This is a genomic window from Pseudarthrobacter xylosi, assembly GCF_055412765.1.
In genome coordinates, this window is sequence record NZ_JBVAYT010000002.1 from 499,828 (window position 1) to 523,733 (window position 23,906).

General features: G+C 66.7%; 19 protein-coding genes. 5 read left to right on the forward strand and 14 right to left on the reverse strand.

The window, feature by feature from the left end:
• Nucleotides 1-9: 9 nt before the first annotated feature.
• From ACZY1F_RS06360 to ACZY1F_RS06375, 4 genes are all read right to left on the reverse strand, one after another.
• Entirely contained in the window at nucleotides 10-705 is a 696-nt protein-coding gene (locus tag ACZY1F_RS06360; RefSeq protein WP_463940900.1) for a hypothetical protein, read from the reverse strand.
• Between the two features lie 151 nt (nucleotides 706-856).
• On the reverse strand, nucleotides 857-2,419 hold the full coding sequence (locus ACZY1F_RS06365; RefSeq protein ID WP_463940901.1) for an FAD-dependent oxidoreductase: 1,563 nt from the start codon (nucleotides 2,417-2,419) through the stop codon (nucleotides 857-859).
• Nucleotides 2,416-4,641, reverse strand: a complete 2,226-nt coding sequence (locus ACZY1F_RS06370) for a molybdopterin oxidoreductase family protein (protein ID WP_463940902.1) — start codon at nucleotides 4,639-4,641, stop codon at nucleotides 2,416-2,418. The genes ACZY1F_RS06365 and ACZY1F_RS06370 overlap by 4 nt, the downstream gene beginning before the upstream one ends.
• 1 nt (nucleotide 4,642) lies before the next feature.
• Nucleotides 4,643-6,115: an MFS transporter gene (locus ACZY1F_RS06375; protein WP_463940903.1), complete on the reverse strand. Its 1,473-nt coding sequence runs from the start codon at nucleotides 6,113-6,115 to the stop codon at nucleotides 4,643-4,645.
• Between the two features lie 271 nt (nucleotides 6,116-6,386).
• On the opposite strand from ACZY1F_RS06375, the gene ACZY1F_RS06380 reads away from it, so the two are divergent.
• Entirely contained in the window at nucleotides 6,387-7,799 is a 1,413-nt protein-coding gene (locus ACZY1F_RS06380) for an MFS transporter (RefSeq protein ID WP_463940904.1), read from the forward strand.
• Nucleotides 7,800-7,961: 162 nt separating this feature from the next.
• Here the strand turns inward: ACZY1F_RS06380 and ACZY1F_RS06385 are convergent, their stop codons facing one another.
• From ACZY1F_RS06385 to ACZY1F_RS06410, 6 genes are all read right to left on the reverse strand, one after another.
• Nucleotides 7,962-8,693 (reverse strand): glutamine amidotransferase, encoded by a 732-nt coding sequence (locus ACZY1F_RS06385; RefSeq protein WP_463940905.1) that lies wholly within the window; start codon nucleotides 8,691-8,693, stop codon nucleotides 7,962-7,964.
• 109 nt (nucleotides 8,694-8,802) lie between these two features.
• Nucleotides 8,803-9,243, reverse strand: coding sequence for a YybH family protein (locus ACZY1F_RS06390; protein ID WP_463940906.1), 441 nt, complete (start codon nucleotides 9,241-9,243; stop codon nucleotides 8,803-8,805).
• A gap of 19 nt (nucleotides 9,244-9,262) precedes the next feature.
• A complete protein-coding gene (locus tag ACZY1F_RS06395) occupies nucleotides 9,263-11,083 on the reverse strand; it encodes an acetyl/propionyl/methylcrotonyl-CoA carboxylase subunit alpha (RefSeq protein WP_463940907.1) in 1,821 nt (606 codons plus the stop codon).
• Nucleotides 11,084-11,212: 129 nt separating this feature from the next.
• Nucleotides 11,213-11,902, reverse strand: coding sequence for a Maf family protein (locus ACZY1F_RS06400; protein ID WP_463940908.1), 690 nt, complete (start codon nucleotides 11,900-11,902; stop codon nucleotides 11,213-11,215).
• A 9-nt stretch (nucleotides 11,903-11,911) separates the two neighbouring features.
• The gene (locus ACZY1F_RS06405) at nucleotides 11,912-14,437 is read right to left on the reverse strand and encodes an MMPL family transporter (RefSeq protein WP_463940909.1); all 2,526 of its coding nucleotides are present in this window, start codon (nucleotides 14,435-14,437) and stop codon (nucleotides 11,912-11,914) included.
• Between the two features lies 1 nt (nucleotide 14,438).
• Nucleotides 14,439-15,128, reverse strand: a complete 690-nt coding sequence (locus tag ACZY1F_RS06410; RefSeq protein WP_463940910.1) for a TetR/AcrR family transcriptional regulator — start codon at nucleotides 15,126-15,128, stop codon at nucleotides 14,439-14,441.
• Between the two features lie 160 nt (nucleotides 15,129-15,288).
• Here ACZY1F_RS06410 and ACZY1F_RS06415 point away from each other — a divergent pair, with 160 nt between their 5' ends.
• Nucleotides 15,289-15,876 (forward strand): hypothetical protein, encoded by a 588-nt coding sequence (locus ACZY1F_RS06415; protein ID WP_463940912.1) that lies wholly within the window; start codon nucleotides 15,289-15,291, stop codon nucleotides 15,874-15,876.
• A 108-nt stretch (nucleotides 15,877-15,984) separates the two neighbouring features.
• Here ACZY1F_RS06415 and ACZY1F_RS06420 read toward each other — a convergent pair whose 3' ends face one another.
• The 4 genes from ACZY1F_RS06420 to ACZY1F_RS06435 all read right to left on the reverse strand — a co-directional run bounded on the left by ACZY1F_RS06420 (nucleotide 15,985) and on the right by ACZY1F_RS06435 (nucleotide 21,160).
• A complete protein-coding gene (locus ACZY1F_RS06420) occupies nucleotides 15,985-17,448 on the reverse strand; it encodes a dicarboxylate/amino acid:cation symporter (RefSeq protein ID WP_463940914.1) in 1,464 nt (487 codons plus the stop codon).
• 173 nt (nucleotides 17,449-17,621) lie between these two features.
• A complete protein-coding gene (locus tag ACZY1F_RS06425) occupies nucleotides 17,622-19,307 on the reverse strand; it encodes a DUF885 domain-containing protein (protein ID WP_463940916.1) in 1,686 nt (561 codons plus the stop codon).
• A gap of 9 nt (nucleotides 19,308-19,316) precedes the next feature.
• Nucleotides 19,317-19,577: an acyl-CoA carboxylase subunit epsilon gene (locus tag ACZY1F_RS06430; protein WP_463941139.1), complete on the reverse strand. Its 261-nt coding sequence runs from the start codon at nucleotides 19,575-19,577 to the stop codon at nucleotides 19,317-19,319.
• On the reverse strand, nucleotides 19,577-21,160 hold the full coding sequence (locus ACZY1F_RS06435) for an acyl-CoA carboxylase subunit beta (protein ID WP_354153855.1): 1,584 nt from the start codon (nucleotides 21,158-21,160) through the stop codon (nucleotides 19,577-19,579). The genes ACZY1F_RS06430 and ACZY1F_RS06435 overlap by 1 nt, the downstream gene beginning before the upstream one ends.
• A gap of 235 nt (nucleotides 21,161-21,395) precedes the next feature.
• Between ACZY1F_RS06435 and ACZY1F_RS06440 the strand changes: the two genes are divergently transcribed.
• From ACZY1F_RS06440 to ACZY1F_RS06450, 3 genes are all read left to right on the forward strand, one after another.
• Nucleotides 21,396-22,325, forward strand: a complete 930-nt coding sequence (locus ACZY1F_RS06440; protein WP_463940917.1) for an SDR family oxidoreductase — start codon at nucleotides 21,396-21,398, stop codon at nucleotides 22,323-22,325.
• A 67-nt stretch (nucleotides 22,326-22,392) separates the two neighbouring features.
• The gene (locus ACZY1F_RS06445) at nucleotides 22,393-23,301 is read left to right on the forward strand and encodes a biotin--[acetyl-CoA-carboxylase] ligase (RefSeq protein ID WP_463940918.1); all 909 of its coding nucleotides are present in this window, start codon (nucleotides 22,393-22,395) and stop codon (nucleotides 23,299-23,301) included.
• The gene (locus ACZY1F_RS06450; protein WP_463940919.1) at nucleotides 23,294-23,893 is read left to right on the forward strand and encodes a PH domain-containing protein; all 600 of its coding nucleotides are present in this window, start codon (nucleotides 23,294-23,296) and stop codon (nucleotides 23,891-23,893) included. The genes ACZY1F_RS06445 and ACZY1F_RS06450 overlap by 8 nt, the downstream gene beginning before the upstream one ends.
• The last annotated feature ends 13 nt before the right edge of the window (nucleotides 23,894-23,906 follow it).

The following is a 23,906-nucleotide window of genomic DNA, read 5'->3' on the forward strand; positions in this document are numbered from 1 at the left end:
GCTCAACGCCTAAGCGAGGGCGTAGGGCGGGACCGTGCTCCCGGCCGTAAACGGGGTGAACCAGCCCTCGATACTCAGCTTGTTGGCGCCGATTTCCGGAAGGTCGGGGCTGTCGGAGTAGAGAGCTGGACTCTCGGCTTCTTCCAACAGGATGTCCTCGACCTGTGCCCGCCAGTCTTCGGGGAGATCGAGTTCATAGATGTCCTCGGTGATTTCCGCCTGATCGAGCAGGCAGCGGACGGCGAGTTCGGCCGCGAGGCATCCGGGGGCTGTCCAGCCGCGGACCAGCGATGCCGTCACGTCGGAAGCGACCACGAGGAACTTCCGGGTGAACGTCGCGTCGTAACTGGCGGCGAACTGAGGCGGCAGCGAGGACAGCACAGAGGTACCGGCGACGTCCGACGGAGTAACCACATCCAGGGCGGTCAGGGTCCCCAGATCGCGGAAGAGCTGGTCTACGAGAACGCCCGACGAGTTCCACAGGAGTCCTGCCAGCAGGAGTGTCTGGCTCACAGCTGTTTTCCGGTCTTCCGGCGAGACTGCGGCCATTTCTTCCAGGTCTTCGGGCTCGAACTGCAGCCGCTGTTCCGGAGTCATGTCCTCCGGGTGCGGGTCAAGGCCCAGCAGTTCCAGGCTCAGTCCCGTCAGTTTCCCGGCGTCGGCCAGAAGGTCTTCGGTGATGTCGTCTTCTTCGTCGGCATTCATGGCCCCGATGCTACCTGCCGCAAGCCTCCGGCCCGATTCGCGTTACGAGCACAACTCCGGGTTTCCGGTTTCGTCCCCAACCGCTCCCTAACCTCGCAAGCTCGGCCAGGGGACCCTGCGGCCGTGGGCCCGGGCTCAACCAACGGCATTTTCAGGCGGCGGGAGCCGCCTGGAAGTGTTTTTCGATGAGCCCCTTGATGTCCTCGTGGCAGCCGCCGCAGCCGGTGCCGGCGCGGGTTGCCTTGGACACCTCGGCCACCGTGGAGCAGCCGTCCTCCACGGCACCCTGGATCTTGGTGCCGCTGACTCCGGCGCAGCGGCATACCGTTCCCGCAGGATCGGCGGGACCGGGAGCGGCCAGCTGGTCCGGACCGTCCAGGCGCAGCAGCAGGGACCTGTCGGCCGGGAGTTCCGCGCCGCGCTCAAACAGGCCTACGAGCTCGGCGGCGGTCCGCGGCATGCCCACGGACACCAGGCCTTCCAGCACTCCGCCGCGGGTGGTCATCTTGACGTAGCGGCCGTGTTCCGGATCGGCCCACTGGGCGATCTGCAGCCGCGGCCGGCCGTTCACGGCACCCGCGGTGAGCGCCTCCTCATCCCACGGCTCGGCGCCGTTGTCACCGGCCACAGCCATGTTCATGCCGCGGGCCTTGAGCACAATGACGCCGGCCTGTTCCTGGGGCAGTTCCTGCAGCGCGTCGGCGTCCTCCTGTGTGCCGGAGGCCAGCAGGGTCAGGTATTCGGCCAGCCATTCGGCCTGCCGCCAGCCGGGACCCACCAGGCCGGACGGGCCCTTTGCCGTGCGGCACTCACCGCAGGCGGGGTCCGGGCAGCGGACCTCGGCGCAGTCGCCGATCGCGAAGATGTGCGGCTCGTGGTGGGCCCGCAGCCGGTGGTCCACCAGGATGCCGGTGCCCGTGGACAGGCCGCAGCCTTCGGCGAGCTCGGTCCGGGGACGGACACCGCAGGAGAGGACCAGGAGATCGCCGTCGATCGCCGAACCGTCATTGAGCAGCAGCGCCGAGAACCCGCCGTCGGGCGCGTTGTGTTCCACGCCGGTGGACCGTGCGTTGCCGGCCATCCGGACGCCGCACCGGCGCAGGCTGGCCGCGAGGACCGCTCCGCCGCCGCGGTCGATGTTGCGGCCCAGCGGGTGCGGCCCGTTGTGCACCACCGTGACGGTGGCGCCTTCCTCGGCCGCTGCGAGGGCAGTTTCAAGGCCCAGCACACCGCCGCCCAGCACCACCACGCGTTTGCCGCCGTCGACCGCTGCGCGCAGGACCGCAGCGTCGCGAAGGTCGCGGAGCGCGGTCACACCTGCCGGGAGGACGGGGGAGGCGGGGTCCGGGTTGATGCCGGTCAGGTTGGGGATGACCGGCCGGGAACCGGTGGCGAAGACCAGCCGCTCATAGTGGGCGGACGTGCCGTCCGTGAGGAGCACCTGCTGGCGGGCGCGGTCCACGCGGCGGACCCGGACGCCAAGCCGGACGTCCACGCCGTCGGCGGCCAGGGCTGCCGCGTCGGACAGCGCCAGCGCCTCGGCAGTGGTGCGGCCGACCCCCAGATCCGCCACCAGCACACGGTTGTACGCGGCCTCGGCCTCCTCGCCCACCACAGTCAGGCTGACGTGCCCGTCGCGGACTGCGGGCAGCAGCTCATCGATCAGGCGGGCAGCCACGGGACCGAAACCAACAACGACAATCTGCTCACTCATGAGGCCTCCGATGTCTGAAGAACACTGTTCTGAAGTCCGGTTGCGACCGCCCGGACCCACACCTTGTTGAACTTGAATTCGGGCATCCCGGAAATGGGATCCGTTGCCGCCTCGGTGAGGCGGTTGGCGCTTTCGAGTTCCGGAAAATGGAACGGCAGGAAGACGGTTTCGGGACGGATCTCGGTGCTGAGTTCCGCCCGGCAGAAAACCTCGCCGCGTTCATTGGCCACCGAGACAAACGCACCCTCGGTGATGCCCATGGCGGCCGCAGCAGCGGGGTGGATCTGCATTTTCGCCTCGGGCTGGGTGGCCAACAGCTCGGATACCCGCCGGGTCTGCGCCCCGGACTGATAGTGCTCCAGCAGGCGGCCGGTGATGAGGGTCATGGTTTTTGCCGCCGGGTCCGGATTGGCCTCGGGCGTACGACGACGGCGGGGCGTCACCGGGGTCATGACCGCCTTGCCGCCGGCGTGGGCGAACGCATCCAGGAAGAGCCGGGGCGTGCCGGTGCTCCCCGCGGGGTAGGGCCAGTAGGCGGCTTCGCCGCGGTCCAGCATGGCGTAGTCAATGCCGGAGTAGTCGGCGTGCCCGCCGGCCGAAGCCAGGCGCAGTTCCTCAAAGACCGTTTCCGGATCCTCGCTGTATGTGGACGGGGCTTCAAGCGCTTCGGCGAGCCGGGCCATGATCCACAGTTCGCTCCGTGCGCCGGCGGGCGGCTGCAGGGCCCGGCGGCGGCGGAGGACGCGTCCCTCCAGGTTGGTGAGCGTGCCTTCCTCCTCGGCCCACTGCAGGACCGGGAGGATGAGATCGGCCTCGGCGGCGGTCTCGGACATAAAGAAGTCGCAGACCACCAGGAAGTCCAGGCTGCGGAGCCCGGCGATGACGGCGTTCGCGTCCGGGGAGGCCACGGCGATATTGGAGGCGTGCACAAAAAGGCACCGGACGCCGTCGGGCTGTCCCAGCGACTTCAGCAACTGGACGGCGGGCAGTCCGGGCCCGGGAATGGTTTCCTCCGGGACGCCCCAGACGCCGGCCATGTGGGCGCGGGCGGCGGGGTCGGTGATCTTGCGGTAGCCGGGGAGCTGGTCGGCCTTCTGGCCGTGCTCGCGGCCGCCCTGGCCGTTGCCCTGGCCGGTGAGGGTGCCGTAGCCGCTGCGGCGTGAGCCGGGAAGGCCCAACAGCAGGGAAAGGTTGATCGCAGCGGTGGCGGTGTCTGTGCCGTCCACGTGCTGTTCCACGCCGCGGCCGGTGAGGATGTAACTGCCGCCCTTGCCTGCGCCGTCGGCGAGCCTGCGGGCGGTTTCCCGGATGAGCTCCGCCGGGACGCCGGTGAGGGACTGGACGCGCTCGGGCCAGAAAGAGTTGACGCTGCGGACCACGGCGTCATAGCCGGTGGTGCGTGTTGCGATGAAGTCTTCGTCTGCCAAGCCTTCGTGAATGATCACGTGCGAGAGCCCCAGCAGGAGGGTGAGGTCCGTGCCCGGAAGGGGCTGGAGGTGAAGGCCGCCGCCGTCGGCCGTGAACTTTGCCGTGGCTGAACGGCGGGGATCCACCACGATCAGCCCGCCGGCGTCGCGCGCGCCCTGGAGGTGCTGCACGAACGGCGGCATGGTTTCGGCCACGTTGGAGCCGAGCATCAGGATGGTGCTGGCCGTGTCCAGGTCCGTAAGCGGGAACGGGAGGCCGCGGTCCAGGCCGAACGCGCGCATCCCGGCGGCCGCGGCGGAGGACATGCAGAAGCGGCCGTTGTAGTCGATGCGTGAGGTGCCCAGTGCCAGGCGGGCGAACTTGCCCAGCATGTAGGCCTTCTCGTTGGTGAGGCCGCCGCCGCCGAAAACCCCGACGGCGTCCTTGCCGTAGCGTGCCTGGGTGTCCTTCACGGCGGTGGTGACCAGCGCCAGGGCCTGGTCCCAGCCGATGGGGCGGTGGACGCCGTCGGAGCCCTTGAGGAGCGGTTCGGTGACCCGTCCGGGGTGGTTAAGGAGCGTGGCTGACGTCCAGCCTTTGCGGCAGAGGCCGCCCCGGTTGGTGGGGAAATCGCGTCCGCTGACTTCGAGGAGGGGGGCTTTCAGGGTGGCATCCGCAGCGGCCAGCGCTGCGGATTCAGCCGGCACGGGGACTGACCCCGGCTCGGAAGCCGGGGTCAGTTCCGCTGGTGACGTGAGCGTCATGGCGCACTGCAGGGCGCAGTAAGGGCAGTGCGTGTCGGCGCTTTTGGTCATGTTAGACGTGTCCCATCGCGTTTCGGTTGGCGTTGCGGATGTAGAAGAACCAGCAGACCGCCAGCATGACGACGTAGGCTCCGACGAAACCGTAGAAGGCCGGGGTGTAGGAGCCGCTGGCGGTGTTGGAGGCGTTCAGCACCTGCGGGATAACGAAGCCGCCGTAGGCGCCGATGGCCGAGATGAGGCCGAGGGCCGAGGACGCGAGCCGCTGGGTTTGGACCGTGCTGGCACCGGACATTGCTGCCCGGCTGGACGTGGCGAAGATGATGGGGATCATCCGGTAGGTTGCCCCGTTGCCGAAGCCGCTGGCGGTGAAGAGCATCAGGAACAGGACCAGGAAGAGCCAGAAGTTCTTCAGCGGCAGGGTCCAGATCATGGTCAGGGTGATAACGGCCATGGCGGCAAACGCTGCGACAGTCATCCGGGCGCCGCCCATGCGGTCCGCCATGCGTCCGCCGTAGGGGCGGGCCAGCGAGCCGACCAGCGGGCCGAGGAAGGCCAGCGAGAGTGCCACGGTGCCGACTCCGATGGAGGAGAACGCCGGGAAGTAGTCCTTGATGAGCTTGGGGAACACGCCGGCGAAACCGATGAACGAACCGAAGGTACCGATGTACAGCAGTGCCATGATCCACAGGTGCGGTTCTTTCAGTGCTGCGACCGAACCGGCCACATCACCCTTGGCGCTGGTGAGGTTGTCCATGTACTTCCAGGCACCGAACGCGGCGATCAGGATGAAGGGGATCCACATCCAGCCGGCCATGGGCAGGTTGACGCTGCCGACGGCAAGCAGGGTGATCACAATCGGGACGGCGAGCTGTGCGACGGCGGCACCCATATTGCCGCCGGCAGCGTTCAGGCCAAGGGCCCAGCCCTTTTCCCGGGCCGGGTAGAAGAACGTGATGTTGGCCATGGAGCTGGCGAAGTTGCCGCCGCCGAAGCCTGCGAGTGCTGCCACGAAGAGCATGACACCGAACGGGGTTTCCGGGTTGGAGACGCAGAGTCCCAAACCGACGGAGGGGATCAGGAGCAGCAGCGCGGACACGATGGTCCAGTTCCGGCCGCCGAAGCGGGGAACCATAAAGGTGTAGGGGATGCGGAGCGTGGCGCCTACCAGGCTGGGCATCGAGATCAGCCAGAAGATTTCCGAGGTGCTGAACGTGAAGCCTGCAGCGGGGAGCTGGACCACCACGATGGACCAGAGCTGCCAGACCACGAAACCGAGGAACTCGGCGAAGATGGACCAGTTCAGGTTGCGGCGGGCGATGGCCCGGCCGCCAGACTCCCACTGCTCTTTGTTCTCGGCGTTCCAGTTGGCGATCCAGCGGCCGGGACGGAATTCAAGGGCCGGGGCGTCGGTTGTCCCGGTGGAGGGCTGAGCGCTGGCGGATGAGGACATGCCTCCGTGCAGCGGGTCGGTGTCAATATCTACGGAATTGCCGGGGCCGGCATTTGCGCTGCGGTCAACAGTCACGGTGGACCTCCTCATGGGGGATGTTGTTCTTCCAAGGTAGAGAAGGTGCGTTTCGTGGACGGTCGCGGTTTGTTAACGCGCTGTGACATTTGCCTATCGGCAGCCCGCCGGCGGCGTGAGGAGAGTTAACGTACCGAAGGATGGGACATATCCCACAGGTCCGCATGGTGGACCTTTTGTCCATTGACTGGACGGCCGGAACTAATATTGAACTCTAACTACTGCATGCCGGACCTTACCGGGCCCGGCCGGTCCTCAGGAAAGTGTTCATATGTCATCCAGTCAAACCACCGCGGAGTCAGAATCCCCCAAGGCGGTGAACTCACGCGGCCGCGTGATTGTGGCCAGCCTGATCGGCACCACCGTTGAGTTCTACGATTTCTACGTCTATGCGACCGCCGCTGTGCTGGTCTTCCCGTCCCTGTTCTTCCCCAACCAGAACGAGACCACCCAGCTGCTCAGCTCCTTCGCTGTCTTCGGGGTGGCCTTTGTGGCCCGCCCGCTGGGATCCATCGTCTTTGGCCACTTCGGCGATAAGTTCGGCCGCAAGGGCACCTTGGTGGCCTCGCTGCTGACTATGGGCATTGCCACCTTCCTGATCGGCTGCCTGCCCACGGCGCTTGTCCCGGGCTGGCAGTTCTGGGCCCCGGCACTGCTGGTGGTCATGCGCTTCGCCCAGGGCCTTGCCCTTGGCGGCGAATGGAGCGGCGCGGCCCTGCTGGCCACCGAAAACGCCCCGGCCAACAAGCGCGCCATCTACGGCACGTTCCCGCAGCTGGGTGCGCCCATCGGCTTCATTATCGCCAACGTGATCTTCCTGGTGGCCAGCTACGCGCTGACGCCGGCGGACTTCCTGGCCTGGGGCTGGCGCGTGCCGTTCCTGCTCAGCGCCGTTATGGTGATCATCGGCCTCTATGTCCGACTCAAGCTGATCGAAACCCCGGCCTTCACCAAGGTGCTCGAATCCAATGAGGTGGCCAAGCTGCCGCTGGCCCGGGTCTTCAACACCAGCTGGCGTCCGCTCATCCTCGGCACGTTCATCATGCTCGCCACGTACGTGCTCTTCTACCTGATGACCACGTTCACGCTGACTTACGGCACCCGCGCCTCCAGCCTGGATGCAGCCAAGGCTGCCGCCGAGAAGGCCGGCAAGCCGATGTCCGAGGCAGCCGCCGCCGCGTTTGTTCCCGGCCTGGGCTTCACCCGCAACGACTTCCTCTGGATGCTCATTGCCGGCGTCGTCTTCTTCGGCATCTTCACCCTGGTTTCCGGACCGCTGGCGGAGAAGTACGGCCGCCGCAAGATGCTGCTGGCTGTTACCGGCGGCATCTTCGTCTTTGGCCTGCTGTTCGTTCCGCTGTTCAGCGGCGGCTTCGTGGGCACCATGGCGCTGCTGATCATCGGCTTCTCGCTGATGGGACTCACCTTCGGTCCTATGGGTGCGCTGCTGCCGGAACTGTTCCCCACCAATGTGCGCTACACGGGCTCCGCCGTCAGTTACAACGTGTCCAGCATCCTGGGTGCTGCGGTGGCCCCGTTCATTGCCGTGGCGCTGTGGGAGCTGGCTGACGGCAGCCCGGTCCTGGTGGGTGTCTACCTGACCGCGATGTCGGTGCTGACGCTGATCGCGCTGTTCGTGAGCAAGGAAACCCGCGACCTGGACTACGAGAACAACGTAGCCTGACGCTCCGCCGTCGGGCGTTCCAGCCCGGTTGCTGACAGAACTGCCCGGCGTGTTCCCCGAAATTCCGGGGAGCGCGCCGGGCATTGCTGTGTCCGGGGGAGGCGCACCTGCGCAGGACACAGTGGAACGTACGACGGCGGCGCCCGCCACCCGTGCGCAGGCTCAGCTGGCGTAGCGCTCCACGAAATTCGCCAGGATCTTCATGGGCTCCGTGGCTGTGAACCGCCGCGCGTCCGCCATGAGTTCCTCGGCGGACTCCGGCGGGAAGTAGCCGGCGTGCCGGTAGATGTCGATCCTGGTGACCAGGCCCTCCGCGTCCAGCTCCGGGTGGAACTGCGTGGCGTACATGTTCTGCTTGATCCGGAACATGTGGACGGGGCAAGCCCGGGAGGATGCCAGCAGCACGGCGTGGGACGGCAATTTAGTGCAGGCCTCCTTGTGTCCGGTGAAGGCGGTGAAGCGGCGCGGCATCCCGCGCAGGAGCGGATCCGCGAGCCCTTCCTGCGTAAGCTCGATTTCCACCCCGCCCAACTGTTCGCCGAAGGTCCTGTCGATGAGGGCGCCCTGGTGCCTTCCCAGCGTCCCAACCCCGTAACAGGCGCCAAGGAACGGGAAGTCTTCAGCGACGATCCGGTCCAGCAGCCCGGCAAGCTCACGCTCCACCCGGTGCTGGGTGTCGCTCTTCTTCTCTGCCGGGTCGCTGGACGTGAAGGGACTGCCGCCCACGATCACGCCCGAGTAGTCGGCCAGGTCCAGGTGCGGCAGGGGAGCGGCCTCAAGCCGGACGCGCCGGAGCTGTTCCGGTGCCAGGCCGCCATACCTCAGGTACGCGGCGTACTCGTCGTCAGCGGCGGCATCTTCGGCCCGGGAGGCCAGGAGCAGGAAAGGCTTCACACGCTAAGTGTGCCGTTGGCTTCAGCCCAGCGCCAGAGTGCAGCCAGCGCCAGAGCGCTGTCCGACGCCGGCGTGCAAATCATGACGGAAAACGGCACCGGCACTGATGTCAGTGGCCGGCCGGCTGCGCGAGCGATCGCCGGGACTGCGGCTGTGCGGCCGGATCCGCGTGGCGGTGGACCAGCTTCCAGTAGCCTTCTTCGCGCCGGAAGATGCTGGTCACGCGAAGCGCGAATTCCTCCGGCGCCGCGGCGCTCTCCAGGCGGGCCCGGAAGTGTTCCGTTTCCACCAGGAAGGCCGTGTCACGTGCGGTGTAGGACGTGATGGTGTCGAACCCGAGCATCTCGCCGTCGTGGAACTGGCGGGACGCCTGGTCCAGCCGGGCCTCCACCTGGGCCCAACCGCGTGCGATGCCGCCGAACGGGTTGGCCAGCGTGACGTCGTCGAGCCTGGAATACAGGTCCTTGACGGCACCGGGATTCCCGCGGGTGATTTCCGGAACCGCCAGGTGGTAGCGGTCTACTTCTTCTTCAAAACTGGGTGCAAGCATGGGGTGCCTCCGGCAGGGTCTAGTCTTCGATCGTGGCGATAACGGCGCCGGCCGAAACCGTCTCACCGGCCGCTGCGCTGAGTCCGGTGATGGTTCCGGAACGGTGAGCGGTCAGGGGCTGTTCCATCTTCATCGCTTCGAGCACAACCACAAGGTCGCCCTCGGCCACAACGTCGCCGTTGGCCACGGCAACCTTGACGATGGTGCCCTGCATCGGGGAGGTCAGCGCGTCCCCGGCGGCGGCCGCGGCCGCACCGCCTGAACGGACGCGCTTCTTGGACTTGCCCGACTTAGCTCCGGACCCGGCGGCGGAACCCGCCCCGATCGAACCCAGGGAGGCAGGCAGGACAACCTCGAGGCGCTTGCCGCCTACTTCAACCACCACACGCTGGCGTTCACCGGCGTCGCCGCCGGCGTCAGCGGTTCCGTCCGGCGTCCAGGCAGGGATGTTGTTGACGAATTCGGTTTCAATCCAGCGGGTGTGGATGCTGAACGGCCCTTCCTCGGGCGCAAAGGCGGGGTCCGATACAACGGCGAGGTCGAAGGGGATAACGGTGGGGATGCCTCCCACCACCATTTCCTCCAGGGCGCGCCGGGAACGCTGCAGGGCCTGGGCTCGGGTGGCGCCGGTGACGATCAGCTTGGAGAGCATCGAGTCGAAGTTGCCGCTGATGACATCGCCCTCCTCCACGCCGGAATCGATCCGGATGCCAGGGCCGGTGGGGTTCTTCAGGGTGGTGATAGTCCCGGGGGCGGGCATGAAGTTGCGGCCCGGGTCCTCGCCGGTGATGCGGAATTCGAACGAGTGGCCGCGGACCTCAGGATCGCCGTAGCCGAGCTCCTCGCCGCGAGCCAGCCTGAACTGTTCGCGGACCAGGTCGATGCCCGTGACTTCCTCGGAGACACAGTGCTCCACCTGCAGGCGGGTGTTGACCTCGAGGAAGGAGATGGTGCCGTCCTGGCCCACCAGGAACTCGCAGGTTCCGGCGCCGAGGTAACCGGCTTCCTTCAGGATCGCCTTGGAGGATTCGTACAGGCGGCGGTTCTGCTCCTCGGTGAGGAACGGTGCCGGTGCTTCTTCAACGAGCTTTTGGTTGCGGCGCTGCAGCGAGCAGTCACGCGTGGAGATGACCACGACGTTGCCGTGGGCGTCCGCGAGGCACTGCGTCTCGACGTGGCGCGGGGCGTCCAGGAAGCGCTCAATGAAGCATTCGCCGCGGCCGAAGGCTGCGATGGCCTCACGGACGGCTGACTCGAAGAGCTCCGGGATTTCTTCGCGGGTGCGGGCCACTTTGATGCCGCGTCCGCCGCCGCCGAAGGCTGCCTTGATGGCCACCGGCAAGCCGAACTTGTCCACGAACTCGAGGATTTCCTCGGCAGACTGCACAGGATCGGCGGTGCCGGGGACCTGGGGCGCGCCGACCTTCTCGGCGATGTGCCGGGCCTGGACTTTGTCGCCCAACGCGGAAATGGCGGCAGGGGAAGGGCCGATCCAGGTGATCCCGGCGTCAATGACCTTGGCAGCGAACTCGGCGTTTTCGGCGAGGAAGCCGTAACCGGGATGGATGCCGTCGGCGCCGGACTGGCGGGCGACGTCGATGATCTTATCCATCACCAGGTAGGACTCCGCGGCGGTGTTGCCACCCAGGGAGTAGGCCTCGTCGGCAAGCCTGACATGGAGCGCGTCGCGGTCCGGATCGGCGTAGACGGCCACGGAGGCAATGCCTTCGTCGCGTGCCGCGCGGATGATGCGCACGGCGATTTCGCCCCGGTTTGCGATCAGCACCTTGGTGAGGTTCGACTGCACGGGACTAGCGGACTGCTCCAAATTTGCTGACAAGGCGTCTCCTTCTTTCCTTCAGGGAGCCTAGCGCGATTTTGTGGGTTCCGCCGATATTACTTGCGGTTTCCGCGTGTAAACGGGCACGGCTTTGTAGGGAACCTACAACTGGCCGGAAAATCGCCGGAATTATTCGGCGGACCACCGCTCCGTGATGCGTACGTTTGCGTGCCCGAGGAGACTGCGCAGCGTGGAGACTGACAGGCCCACAACGGCGTGCGGGTCCCCGTCCACCTTCAGGATGAACGCGCCGCCCAGGCCGTCAATGGTGAAGGAGCCGGCGCAGTGCAGCGGTTCGCCGGTGGCGATGTACGCGTCGATCTCTTCGGGATCCATGTCCGTGAAGTGGACCTCGGCTGAGGCGACCGCCCCGAGCGTGGCGCCGGATCCCAGGGCCGTGATGCCGGCGTCGGGCGCTGCCTCGGTCCCTTCCGCGGCGGCCGGTTCGTCATCGGCTGCCGTCGCGCGGCAGTCCACCAGCCAGTGCCCGGTGTGCAGGACCCCGCTGTTGCCGCTCATTCGGAGCATCCGTTCGCGGGCGACGGCGGCCGTGTACGGCTTGCCGTGCGCCTCGCCGTCGAACTCGAAGACGGAGTCGCAGCCGATGACCAGCGCGCCCTCGGCTTCCGGCAACGCGGCCACCGCCTCGGCTTTGGCGCGTGCCAGCAGCAGCGCGGTATCGTGCGGATCCGTGACGCCGTAGCGTGCCTGGACCTCGTCCTCGTCCACGTCGGAGACCAGCACGGAGTGCCGGATGCCGGCGTCGGTCAGGAGCTTGGTGCGGGCGGGGGACTGGGAGGCGAGGATGAGGCGGGTCACCGTTTCAGCCTAATGGACGGGCTCGGTCAGGTTCTGCGGCTTGTTTTCGTGGCGTTCCAGCCGGGCGCCCTCCACATCCACATCCGGCAGGATCCGGTCCAGCCACGTCGGCAGCCACCAGGTCTTTTCGCCGAGGAGGTACATCACGGCCGGGACGATGGTCATGCGGACCACGAAGGCGTCCAGCAGCACACCGAACGCCATGGCGAAGCCCAGCGGCCGGACCATGGTCAGGTGGCTGAAGATGAAGCCGGCGAATACGCTGACCATGATGATCGCGGCGGCGGTCACCACGGCACCGGCGTGGCTGAAGCCGATGCGTACGGCCTTTTTGGCGGGAGCACCGTGCATGTAGGACTCGCGCATGCCGGAGGCGATGAATACCTGGTAGTCCATGGCCAGGCCGAACAGCACACCGATCAGGATGATCGGCAGGAAGCTCAGCACCGCGCCGGGGTTGGCGACGTCGAACACCCCGCCTAGCCAGCCCCACTGGTAAACGGCCACCACCAGGCCGAACGCGGCGGCCAGTGACAGCAGGAAACCGCCGGTTGCCAGGAGCGGAACCACAATGGAGCGGAACACCAGCAGCAGCAGGATGAGGGAAAGCCCGACGACGATCGCCAGATATGGCGGCAGGGCGTCACCAAGCTTTGAAGAGACGTCGATGTTGCCGGCGGTCTGCCCGGTCAGGCCGATGGTCACCCCCGTTTCGGCCTGGATCTGCATGCCGCGTTCGCGGAGTTCGCTGACCACTTGCACCGTGCCGGCCTTGGCGGGCCCCTCCTCCGGGATGACCTGGAAGACGGCCGTGCGGCGATCTGCACTCAGTGCTACCGGCACTGTTGCCACCACGTTGTCCACGCCACGGATGAGGTCCGCGACGTCATACTGCAGTTCCTGGGCCTGGGTTTCGTCCAGCCCGGCCGGGAATTCGCCCACCACCACAATGGGTCCGGTGACGCCTTCGCCGAAGCTGCGCGCGGTGACGTCATAGGCCTGGTAGGCCTCGGAGTCCACAGGTTCGGAGCCGCCGTCGGGCAGCGCGAGCTGAAGCTGAGCGGCAGGCAGGGCCAGCGTCCCCAACAGGAGCACACCGGCGACGAGTGCCACGACGGGGTGCCTGGTGACCAGGCCGCCCCAGCCACGGGTGCTCTTTTCCTCGTCCTTGGCCTGGTCGGCAACCTCGTGGCCGGCCTCGGCGTTGTGGGCATCGGCTTTGGCCCAGGCCCGCCGGGAAATGATGCGCCGGCCGATCAGGGACAGCATGGCGGGTGTCAGGGTGAGCGCCACCATGACGGCCACCGCGACTGTGCCGGCCGCGGCCAGGCCCATCACGCTCAGGAACGGCAGCCCGGGCACCACCAGGGCGGCGAGGGCGATGATGACCGTCAGACCCGCAAAAAGCACCGCGTTGCCCGAGGTTCCGGTGGCGCGGGCCACGGATTCCTCGGGGTCCATGCCGGCAAGCAGCTGGGTCCGGTGCCGGTTGACGATGAAGAGCGAGTAGTCGATGCCCACGGCGAGGCCCAACATCAGCGCGAGCATGGGGGAGATGGAGCTCATCTCGAAGGCGCCGGACAGGGCGAACGTGATGCCCACGCCGACGCCAACGCCGATCACGGCCATCAGCAGCGGCAGGCCCGCGGCGATGAGCGTGCCGAGCATCAGGATCAGGACCAGGGCCGCTACCCCGATGCCGATGATTTCGGCCGTGCCGAAGAGTTCTGAAATGTCTTCGGTGATTTCCTTGCTGGCCAGTGCCGTCACACCCGCGGACGATGTCTCATGCGCGACGTCCTGCACCTGCTGGCGCACTGCGGGGGTCAGGGCATTGATGGAGGTGTTGAACTGCACCTGTGCCACCGCTGCCTGTCCGTCCGTCGAGACGAAGCGGATTCCGGCGGAAGCTTCGGCCTGCCGCTTGCCCAGGTCCAGCTTGGCCTTGGCCGCCTGCAGGTCGTGGGTGCCGGCGTCGAACTGCGCCTGGCCCTGGGCCAGGGCGGCCTTCTCGGCTCCGAGCCGGGCATCGATCATGGCTGGGGTTGCGCCGCCGGCGGCCATCTGCTGCTCCGCGGCTGCCAACTGCGCCGCGCCGGCGTCGAGCTCGGCGCGTGAGGCATCTAGGCGGGCCTGGCCACCGGCAAGCTGCTGCTCGCCGTCGGCGATGGCCTGCCCGGCTTGGTCCAGCTGGGCTTGTGTGGCGAACGGATCCACCGTGGCCTTGACGTCCGGCAGGTCACCAAGCTTGGTCAGCGCGGCTGTGACGGCGGCGCGGCTCCCGTCCGTAAAGCCGCCGTCCGGGGCTTCAAAGACGATGGTCGCAGAGCCGCCCGACGCTGCCGGCAGTTCCTGCTTCAGCTTGTCCGCGATGCGCTGGGTCTCGGTGCCCGGGATCTGGAAGTTGTTGGACAGTGTGCCGTGGAAGGCTGCTGCGGAGCCGCCGACAGCCACCAGTACCGCGAGCCAGAGGGAAACGACCAGCCAGCGGTGGCGGTAGGAGAACTTGCCGAGGCGGTAGAGCAGCAGGGCCATGTCAGAGCCGTTCTTTGAGGGGGTGGGTGGTGGCAGCTAGTGGAGTAGGGGTGGGGCCGGCTGCTGGAAGTGGGCTGCCGAAGCCGGAGCCGAGGTGGCCCATGGCGTCAATGAGCAGTTGCCGCAGGACGGCGAGCGATGCGGGGGAGAGATCGGCGCCGCATTGGGCGAACCACACGTCCATGGCCGCCTTCCCGCAGGAGATGACGGAGCCGGCGAGGGCGCGCAGGTACAGTTCGTCGACGGCGGCGCCGGGGGTTCCGGCGAAGCGTTCCCGGGCCGCGCTGATGATCTCTTCGGTGCAGTGGTCCCACGCCTCAAGTTCGGACCGGGACAGGACGGCGTTGTCCTGGGTGAGGGTGAAGAGTTCGGCCAGCGGAGCCACCGTCATGGGGTCGGCCAGCTGCATCAGGGCTGCGCGCGCGGACTCGAGGATGGGCTCGTCGGCTGGCCGCTGCCGGAACTGCTGAAGGGCGTTGTCCAGAAACCCGTGGGTCATGGAGGCCAGTGCGGCCTCGGTGCTGCTGAAGTAGTTGAAGAAGGTGCGGCGCGAGATCCCGGCTGATTCGGCAATGTCTTCCACGGTGAAATTCCCGGGTCCTTGGGCGCGCAGCAGGGTCAACGCGGCATCGGTGATGGCCTGGCGCGTGGCGGCTTTGTTCAGCTCACGGCGCGAGAGAAGTTCCGGCATAAAATTACACTACGTGCAAGTTTGCACGCCGCGCAAGTTGATTCACAGGAAGATGAAAGGTTCCCGACAGCTGAGCCTGAGGCTGCCGCCGGAGACTGAAAGAGTCCCGTCTGGGACATCTTGACCAGCCGTCACCGGGCGGCAGATCCAGGAGACAAGAATGGTACGCACAAAGAGAATTGCGGTTGGCCTCACGGCCACTGCGCTGGCACTTGGCGCCGGGATCGGCGTCGCCGGGATGGCGTCGGCAACCACGACGCCCACACCCAGCGCCAGCTCGAGCGCCTCCGCGGACGGCAGCACCAGCACCGCGCCCGCCGACGGCAAGGGCATGCGAGGCGGTCACGGCGACGGCGGCTACGGAGGTTTCGGTGGTACGGACGCCGCGGCACTCGCCACCAAGCTGGGTGTGGATGAGGCCAAGGTGACGGAGGCCCTGAAGGCCTACCGCGACGCCAACAAGCCCGCCGCTCCGCCGGCCGACGGAACAAAAACTGAAGGAACCCGGCCGGACCCGGCCGTGAAGCAGGCTGAACTCGCGAAGTCCCTCGCGGCGACGTTGGGCATTGACGAGGCCAAGGTCACGGCGGCGCTCGAAGAGCTGCGCACGGCTGAACAGGCGGATCGCGCCGCGGCTCTGAAGACGCGCCTGGATGCGGCCGTCACTGACGGCAAGCTGACCCAGGCCGAGGCGGACGCCGTGACCAAAGCTGTCCAGAACGGAGTCATTGGAGGTGGCGGCCGCTAACGAAAGGCTGGGCTGAGCGCCATGCGGCACAGAACAGGGGAAGTCCCCGGGAGCACTTCCCGGGGACTTCCCTGTCTGCTGTTCGCGCGCCGGCGTCAGGCCTGTGCGTCAGGCCTTCGCATCGGCCAGTGTGCGTCCGGCTTCCGGTGCGTCAGTAGCTCCGGCGATGGCGGAGGGATCCGCAGCGGCGGAGTCGGCGTCGTCGTCCACGAACGGAGTTCCGTTGCGGGGTGCGTTGTAGAGCGTCTCGTCGAGGATGCCCTGGCGCTTGGCCACGATGGTGGGCACGAGGGCCTGGCCCGCGACGTTTACCGCGGTGCGGCCCATGTCCAGGATCGGGTCAATCGCAAGCAGGAGTCCGACGCCGGCCAGGGGCAGTCCCAGCGTGGAGAGCGTCAGGGTGAGCATCACCACGGCGCCGGTGGTGCCGGCCGTTGCGGCGGATCCGAGGACCGAGACGAGGGCGATGAGCACGTAGTGGCTGGCGTCCAGCTGGACGCCGAAGAACTGGGCCACAAAGATGGCGGAGATCGCGGGGTAGATCGCGGCGCAGCCGTCCATCTTGGTGGTGGCGCCCAGCGGTACAGCGAAGGATGCGTAGGCGCGGGGAACACCCAGGCTGCGCTCCGTGACGCGCTGGGTCAGCGGCAGGGTTCCGATCGAGGAGCGGGACACAAATGCCAACTGCACGGCCGGCCAGACGCCGGAGAAATACTGCTTCACGGACAGGCCGTGCGAGCGGATCAGGGTCGGGTAAACCACAAACAGCACCAGGGCCAGGCCCACGTAAATGGCGAAGGTGAACTTGCCGAGCGCGCCGATGGTGTCCCAGCCGTAGACGGCTGCGGCGTTGCCGATCAGGCCCACGGTGCCGAGCGGGGCGATGCGGATGATCCACCAGAGGACCTTCTGGATGACGGCAAGCGCCGAGGCGTTGAGGTTCAGGAACGGCTCAGCAGCCTTGCCCACCTTGAGCGCGGCGACGCCGACGGCGATGGCAATCACCAGGATCTGGAGCACGTTGAAGCTCACAGAGGTGCTGACGGTGGTAGCCGCGGTGGCGCTTTCGGTCACGGTGGAGCTGGCACCCAGGCCAAGGAAGTTCTTGGGGAACAGTCCGATTAGGAACGACCACCAGTCACCGGACTTGCCGGCGTACTTGGCTTCCTGGGTAATGCCGGTGTTGGCGCCGGGCTGCAGGAGCACGCCGAGGCCGATGCCGATCACCACGGCGATCAGGGAGGTGATGGCGAACCAGAGCAGGGTGTTCCAGGCCAGCTTGGCGGCGTTGGAGACCTGGCGCAGGTTCGAGATGGAGCTCACCACGGCGGTGAAGATCAGCGGAACCACCGCGGTCTGCAGCAGCGAAACGTAGCTGGAGCCAATGGTCTGCAGCGTGGCGCCAAGGCCGTTGGGGGCCTCCTTGGTGCTGCCCGTGTATTTGGCCAGCAGGCCGAGGCCCAGCCCAACAATGAGGGCGGCGATGATCTGGAAACCGAACGAGCCAGCCCACTTGGGCAGCTGGAAGCCGGTCTTTCCTGCGGATTCGGGGGTGCGGGTTTGAGTGCTCACCAGAACACGCTAGGCCGGGGTTTTGTATCACGGCGAACGGATGTTGAGAAATGTTACGCGATCCCCGTACGGTCAAAGACCGTAAATCCGCGCAAATCCGCCGTCAGACAAGGCAATTGTGAAGTTATTCCCACCGGCACTGTGCCAAACCTCACCCCGGGCCCCAGGCCTGGTTAGCTGAGCAGTGCCCGGCGGAGGGTGTCGAGGCCTACGGAGCCGACATTGAGTGCCTTGGTGTGGAAGGCCTTCAAATCGAAGCCGGGCCGGGTTTCGAGGTCGGCGCGGATCTGTTCCCAGAGACGCTGGCCCACTTTGTAGGACGGGGCCTGGCCGGGCCAGCCGAGGTAGCGGGTGAACTCGAATTTGAGCTGGCCTTCGCTGATGGGCAGGTTCTCCTTGAGGAATTCGTAGCCCGCGTCCGGGGTCCATGTTCCGGTGCCCCAGCGTTCGGGGATTTCAAGTTCCAGGTGGACACCGATGTCGAATACCACGCGGGCTGCCCGCATCCGCTGCATGTCCAGCATGCCCATGTGGTCGCCGGGATCGGCCAAGTAGCCGAGTTCCTGCATAAGCTTTTCGGCGTAGAGGGCCCAGCCTTCGCCGTGGCCGGACGTCCAACAGATGTTGCGCCGCCACTTGTTCAGCAGTTCCCGCCGGTACGTGGCGGTGGCCACCTGCAAGTGGTGCCCGGGAACGCCTTCATGGAACACCGTGGTGGTTTCGGCCCACGTGGTGAAAGTGTCTTCGCCGGCCGGAACCGACCACCACATCCGGCCCGGGCGCGAGAAGTCATCAGAGGGGCCGGTGTAGTAAATGCCGCCCTCGTCGGTCGGGGCAATGAGGCATTCGAGCTTCTTCATCACGTCCGGGATCTCGAAGTGCACCCCGGCAAGCTCGGCAACCGCCTTGTCCGAAAGTTCCTGCATCCACGCCTTGAGGGCCTCCGTGCCCTTGAGCTGGCGGGCCGGGTCATTGTTGAGGACCTCCTTGGCCTCCGCGATGCTGGCCCCTGGCTTGATCGCGGACGCGACCTTTTCCTGCTCGGCGATGAGCCGGTCCAGTTCCTGGACGCCCCAGGCGTAGGTCTCCTCGAGGTCGACGGCGGCGCCCAGAAAGGAGCGCGAAGCCAGTGCGTAGCGTTCCCGGCCGACGGCGTCCTGCTGCGGGGCGGAAGGCAGCAGTTCCGTGCGGAGGAACTCCGCGAACTCCCGGTAGGCACCCCGGGCGGCTGCAGCACCGGCGTCGAGCCTTCCCTGCGTTTCAGCCGGCAGGGGACTACCGGCCTTCCGGGCTCCGGCGGCGAGCTTGGCGAAGAAACCGTCGTCGGCGGCGTATTTGGTGGTCTGCTCGATGACGATGGAGACCTGGCGTTCGGCCGCCACTTTGCTGGCGTCCCGGGCGTGGCGTAGGGACTCGATGTAGCCGCGGAGAGCGCCGGGGACGTTCAGGGCACGGCCGGCGATGTGCTCCCAATGCTCATCGGTTTCGGTGGGCATCAGGTCGAAAATGGCCCTGATGTCCTGTGCGGGCGAGGCGATGTTGTTCAGCGACGCCGCGTCCCAGCCTGATTCGTGAATTTCCAGCTGGAGGCCCAGCCGTTCCCGCATGGCGTCCAGGGTGACCGCATCCACGCCGTCCTGCGGCGCCAGGCCCTCCAGGGCAGCAAGGGCGTTCCGGGCCGCTGCTGCGAAGGCGGCGATGCCGGCGGGGGAGTAATCCGGGTACTCGCTCTCGTGCCCCGGCAGCCCCAACGTGGTGGCAAGCGACGGGTCAAGTCGGATGAGTGTGTCGGTGTAGTCATCCGACACGGCATCGATGGCGGAGTGCGGACGGGCGGCAGGAGCGGCTTCGATAGTCACCCCACGAGCCTAACCCCGGCTCCGCCTCCACGCGCCGGGACCGGGCGTCGGGGCGAGCCGCAGCTGCTGGCGGCGTATCCAGTCGCGGCCAGTGGGCTTTCCGGCGGCCACGGAGTCCGCGCTGCCCAGGGAAAGCACGACGGCGGTCAGCGCCGCGAGCTCCTCGGCCGACGGTTGCCCTTTGACCACAGAGAGTACCGGGAGTGCGGGCACAAGGGTTTCGCTCCCCGGCTCAACCAACGCGGCTTCGACCGCCGGATCCGGCGCCATCACAGCGGGATGTTCCCGTGCTTCTTGGTGGGCAGGCTCGCCCGCTTGTCGCGGAGGGCGCGAAGGCCCTTGATGATCTGGCCCCGGGTGTCCGACGGTGCGATGACCGCGTCCACGTACCCAAGCTGGGCGGCCTGGTAGGGGTTCAGCAGCTCGTCTTCGTACTGCCGAATGACCTCGGTGCGCCGTGCCTCAACGTCCCCGCCGGCCTCGGCAACTGCGGCCAGGTCGCGGCGGTACAGGATATTAACGGCGCCTTGGGCGCCCATCACGCCGATCTGCGCCGTGGGCCACGCCAGGTTCAGGTCCGCGCCGAGCTTCTTGGAACCCATCACGATGTACGCGCCACCGTAGGCCTTGCGGGTGATGACCGTCAGCTTGGGGACGGTGGCTTCGGCGTAGGCGTACAGCAGCTTGGCGCCGCGGCGGATGATGCCCTGGAACTCCTGGTCCTTGCCCGGCAGGAAGCCGGGGACATCCACCAGGGTGATGATGGGGACGTTGAAGGCATCGCAGTTCCGAACGAAGCGGGCGGCCTTCTCCGAAGCTGCGATGTCCAGCGTCCCGGCGAACTGCAGCGGCTGGTTGGCCACGATCCCCACGGTGTGTCCCTCGACCCGGCCGTAGCCGATGATGACGTTGGGTGCATAGAGGGACTGCATCTCCAGGAAATGCGCGTCGTCAACGATCTGCTCGATGACCGTACGCATGTCGTACGGCTGGTTGGCCGAGTCCGGGACGAGCGTGTCCAGCGCGAGGTCGTCGTCGTTGATCTCGAGCTCCTGCTGGTGCTCCAGCACCGGGGCCTCGGCGAGGTTGTTGGACGGCAGGAAATCCAGCAGTTCGCGGACGAACTCGATGGCATCGGCTTCGTCGGAGGCCAGGTACGTGGACGTGCCCGTGTTGGCATTGTGCTGGCGGGCGCCGCCCAGGGTTTCCATGTCCACGTCTTCGCCCGTAACGGTCTTGATGACGTCGGGTCCCGTGATGAACATGTGCGAGGTCTTGTCCACCATCACCACGTAGTCCGTGAGGGCGGGGGAGTACGCCGCGCCGCCGGCGGACGGTCCCATGATGAGCGAAATCTGCGGCACCACACCGGACGCGTGGACGTTATTGCGGAAGATGTCGGCAAACATGGCCAGGGAGGCCACGCCCTCCTGGATGCGGGCACCGCCGCCATCGAGGATGCCCACGACCGGGCAGCCGTTGCGCAGCGCGAATTCCTGGACCTTGACGATCTTCTCGCCGTTGACCTGGCTCAGCGATCCGCCGTACACCGAAAAATCCTGGCTGTAGACGGCGACGGGACGCCCGTCCACTGTGCCGTAGCCGGAGACCAGACCGTCGCCCAGCGGCTTCTTCTTTTCCATCCCGAAAGCGGTGGAGCGGTGCACGGCCAGAGCGTCAAGCTCCACAAACGAGCCCTCGTCCAGCAAGAGGTCCACGCGCTCGCGGGCGGTGTTCTTGCCGCGGGCGTGCTGCTTTTCGATGGCTTCGGGGCCGGAGGGTTGTTCTGCACGGGCCTGGCGGTCGCGGAAATCGGCGATCTTTCCCGCTGTCGTTGTCAGATCGTGGCTCATCAATTGTCTCCGGCTCTGTAGCAGATTGGTGCTGTAACAATGTGGTGCTGCGTGCGGTGGTGCCTGGTAGGTCAGGTGCGGGATTTAAGTAGATTCCACACAAAGGACGAACCCTGCTGGCTAGTCTAATGACGCATCTGCGTGGGACGACTGTAGAAAACCTACAATTTTCCGCACTTTCCAGCGAGCTGAGCTATGTTACCCGCCAGTAACATAGCTCGGCTACAGTGGTCCCATGACTTCCAGCAACGATCCCGCGACTCCGTACCGGGCCGCCGCCGCAACCCCCTACCAGGCCACCGGGTCCCTTCGGGGCCGCACCATTCTGATGTCCGGCGGCAGCCGCGGCATCGGGCTGGCCATTGCCACCCGGGCGGCACAGGACGGTGCCAATATTGTCCTGATGGCCAAGACCGGCCAGCCGCACGCCAAGCTGGCAGGTACTGTCTTCAGCGCCGCCGAGCTGGTGGAGGCCGCCGGGGGCCATGCCCTGGCAATCGTGGGTGATGTGCGCAATGACGACGACGTCGCAGGAGCCGTGGCGGCCGCCGTCGAACGCTTCGGCGGAATCGACATCGTGCTCAACAACGCGTCCGCCATCGATCTGTCCACCACAGACGATGTGGACATGAAACGCTACGACCTGATGCAGGACATCAACGTCCGCGGGACATTCCTGCTGTCCAAGCTGTCACTGCCCGCCCTGCGCAAATCGGCCCACGCCCACATCCTGACGCTGTCGCCGCCACTGAACCTTGACCCCCACTGGGCGGGCAGGCACCTGGCGTACACCATGGCCAAATACGGGATGAGCCTCACTACGCTTGGCCTTGCCGAAGAACTCAAGGCCGACGGCATCCACGTCAACTCACTCTGGCCGTGCACCCTTATCGATACCGCGGCCATCCGGAATATGCCCGGCGGCCAGGAAATTGTCCAGGCTGCCCGCGGACCGCAGATCATGGCCGACGCAGCCCATGCCGTCCTGACCGGCAGCAACCTCGCCGGCGCGCACCCGGCCGGAAGCAGCGGGGACAGCGCGGGGGCGCCCAGCGGCAACTTCTACACGGACGAAGAGGTGCTACGCGCGGCGGGTGTCACCGACTTCCGTCCGTACAGCCTCGGGGCGGCGGAGGATCGGCTGGTTCCGGACATCTTCCTCTGAGCCGCGGTTCCAGTCATGTGGCTTCGGGAACAGCCAGCGGCGGCGCCCGGGTCGATAGGATTCAACCATGGATGACTCACACACCCCAGGAAATCCTTTGAATCGCGGAGCTTTGGCGGACCAGGATTTCCTTGCCGCCACGGGCATCGCCAAGGTGGTGGTGGTGGACTCCACCGGCTCCACCAACGCCGACCTCCTGCGCTCGGTGACCGTTGAGCCCAAAGAGTGGCCGGACCTGTCAGTGCTGACGGCCGAGTACCAGACCGCCGCCCGGGGACGCCTGGACCGGCGTTGGGAAGCGCCACCGATGAGCTCGGTGTCGGTGTCGCTGGTCCTGCGGCCCGCCAACGCAGAGGGCAGGCCCCTGCCCACCCAAACGTATTCGTGGCTGTCACTGCTGGGCGCACTCGCGCTGCGGGACGCACTGCTTGAGGCCGCGGGCATCCCGGCCGAGCTCAAGTGGCCCAATGACGTGCTGGTCCGTGGCCGCAAGATCGCCGGGATCCTGGCCCAGCTGGGGCCTATGCAGGACGGTTCCGTTCCGCCGGTCATTTTGGGGACCGGCCTGAACGTGACGTTGACCGCATCAGAACTCCCGGTGCCCACAGCGACTTCCGTTGCGCTGGAAGAGCCGCTGACGGTGGATCGGACCCTGCTGCTTAAGAGCTACCTTGCCCACTTCACGGTGCTCTACCGTAGCTTCTGCAATGCCGACGGCGACCCCACCACCGGGCTGGCCGGTGGTGCGTCGCTCCACAAGCGGGTGGAGTCCGCCATGGTGACGCTGGGGAAACAAGTGCGCGCCCAGCTGCCCGGTGACCACGAGATCATTGGGCACGCATCCAGGCTGGACGAGTACGGCTCACTCCTGGTGGTGGACAAGGACCGCCGGGAGCATGTGGTCACCGCCGGCGATGTGGTCCACCTGCGCCCGTGGACCCCGCCCGGCCAGGGCGCTGAAAGCGGCTATGCGTAAAGGCCTCGTGCCGGGCGAGCAGGTCGTTACGATTACCCGCCCGCAGCCGAGGAAGCTGGCCGGCCCGGCCGCAGCTTTTATTGCGGCGCCCGCCGCTGCAGCCTTTGTCAGTGCCTGGACCGTGCGGGGCGAGGCTACCCGGTTGCTGCCTTTGGCTTCCGCTGACTGGACGCCGTGGATCGTCCTGGCATGCGTCCTGGCCGCTGCGTGGATATGGTTGGCGTATTGCCTGCCTCGGCTGTTGCGGTGGCAGGCAACCCGGTACATCCTCACGAGCAGGCGGATTATCGCCCGCTACGGCATGGTGCGGCGCCGGGATGAGCAGGTCAATCTCGCCGCGATCCGCAACGTGACGGTCCACCAGTCGGTGCTGCAGCGCATATTGCGCTCCGGGAATATATCCTTGGAAACCGGGTACCAAGGCGTGATGGGCATCCAGGACGTCCCGGAAGCCGTACGGTTCCGGGACTTCGTGCTTGATGCAATCGATGAACTGCCTGCCGGCGGGGGCCCGGAGAATGATGAGATACCGGATTACACAGACGAAGCGTTGCCGTGGGAGTTGAGAGAAGGTGGAGACGATGAACGATGAGGACCAGCGGGAA

Coding starts and splice junctions, on each gene's coding strand:
- ACZY1F_RS06360 (WP_463940900.1), bottom strand. CDS start 705: ATGAATGCCGACGAAGAAGACGACATCACCGAAGACCTTCTGGCCGAC.
- ACZY1F_RS06365 (WP_463940901.1), bottom strand. CDS start 2,419: ATGAGTGAGCAGATTGTCGTTGTTGGTTTCGGTCCCGTGGCTGCCCGC.
- ACZY1F_RS06370 (WP_463940902.1), bottom strand. CDS start 4,641: ATGACCAAAAGCGCCGACACGCACTGCCCTTACTGCGCCCTGCAGTGC.
- ACZY1F_RS06380 (WP_463940904.1), top strand. CDS start 6,387: ATGTCATCCAGTCAAACCACCGCGGAGTCAGAATCCCCCAAGGCGGTG.
- ACZY1F_RS06390 (WP_463940906.1), bottom strand. CDS start 9,243: ATGCTTGCACCCAGTTTTGAAGAAGAAGTAGACCGCTACCACCTGGCG.
- ACZY1F_RS06405 (WP_463940909.1), bottom strand. CDS start 14,437: ATGGCCCTGCTGCTCTACCGCCTCGGCAAGTTCTCCTACCGCCACCGC.
- ACZY1F_RS06410 (WP_463940910.1), bottom strand. CDS start 15,128: ATGCCGGAACTTCTCTCGCGCCGTGAGCTGAACAAAGCCGCCACGCGC.
- ACZY1F_RS06415 (WP_463940912.1), top strand. CDS start 15,289: ATGGTACGCACAAAGAGAATTGCGGTTGGCCTCACGGCCACTGCGCTG.
- ACZY1F_RS06430 (WP_463941139.1), bottom strand. CDS start 19,577: ATGGCGCCGGATCCGGCGGTCGAAGCCGCGTTGGTTGAGCCGGGGAGC.
- ACZY1F_RS06435 (WP_354153855.1), bottom strand. CDS start 21,160: ATGAGCCACGATCTGACAACGACAGCGGGAAAGATCGCCGATTTCCGC.
- ACZY1F_RS06440 (WP_463940917.1), top strand. CDS start 21,396: ATGACTTCCAGCAACGATCCCGCGACTCCGTACCGGGCCGCCGCCGCA.
- ACZY1F_RS06445 (WP_463940918.1), top strand. CDS start 22,393: ATGGATGACTCACACACCCCAGGAAATCCTTTGAATCGCGGAGCTTTG.
- ACZY1F_RS06450 (WP_463940919.1), top strand. CDS start 23,294: ATGCGTAAAGGCCTCGTGCCGGGCGAGCAGGTCGTTACGATTACCCGC.